The 697-nt window shown below is 61.8% G+C and carries 1 pseudogene; it reads right to left on the bottom strand.

The annotated features are described in order from the left end of the window. Nucleotides 1–680: pseudogene (locus tag EOA22_RS36075) on the bottom strand (DNA helicase); the annotation flags it as partial. Nucleotides 681–697 lie beyond the last annotated feature (17 nt).

Here is a 697-nt window from a genome sequence, read left to right as displayed (position 1 = left end):
AAAGCCTCGGCGTAGCGCTTCATGAGCCGTTCGGGTGACTGGGCCACGGATATCAACACCCGCCGGTTGCCTTCGAGCAGATGCAGCGCAGTCCACAGCACATAGAGCTGATTGTAGTGCGGCAGGCTGTTCCGGATGATCGGTGCGGGGAGCGGCATCAAAGGGATGCGCAGTGGCAGATAGACTGGAGCATCACGCCCGCGAACGTAAAGCATCTGCCCGTTCATAATATCGAGCACGGCTTCCGGTGCACGTCGGGTGTCCACTCTTAGCCCGCCTATCAGCTGTCGGCTGCTGCGATAGCTGAGCCCAACTGGCGTCGCGTCTAGGCGGCCTTCTATCCATTGGGCGACAGGGAGCGCTGCGCCGCCCGCCACCGCCGTCAACGCGATCCGCGCCATGTCGGGCTTGATCGCCAGCAAACGCGAGACCATCGACTCAAGTCGCATCGCGCGACTGCTGTGAGACGCAAGCGCTTCCTGCGCACTGGCGTCGACCTCGCTGACAACCTGATGCGCCTCGTCGATGATGAGGAGACGCAGCCGCTGGACAAGCAGATGGCCCACATAGCGCATCAGCGCTTCTGCCTTCTCGACGGTCGCGATCAACACGACGTGACGATCAGCGGTCAACCAATAGTCTGTAATACCCCAATCCGCCCCGCCATCGAGGCCAGTCACGATTCGGTCGTTCCCCA

The sequence above is a fragment of the Mesorhizobium sp. M7A.F.Ca.US.014.04.1.1 genome (genome assembly GCF_003998745.1).
Taxonomy (GTDB): domain Bacteria; phylum Pseudomonadota; class Alphaproteobacteria; order Rhizobiales; family Rhizobiaceae; genus Mesorhizobium; species Mesorhizobium ciceri.
The sequence above is the reverse complement of the archived record's forward strand: the minus strand, read 5'-3'. Positions and strand labels throughout refer to the sequence as shown.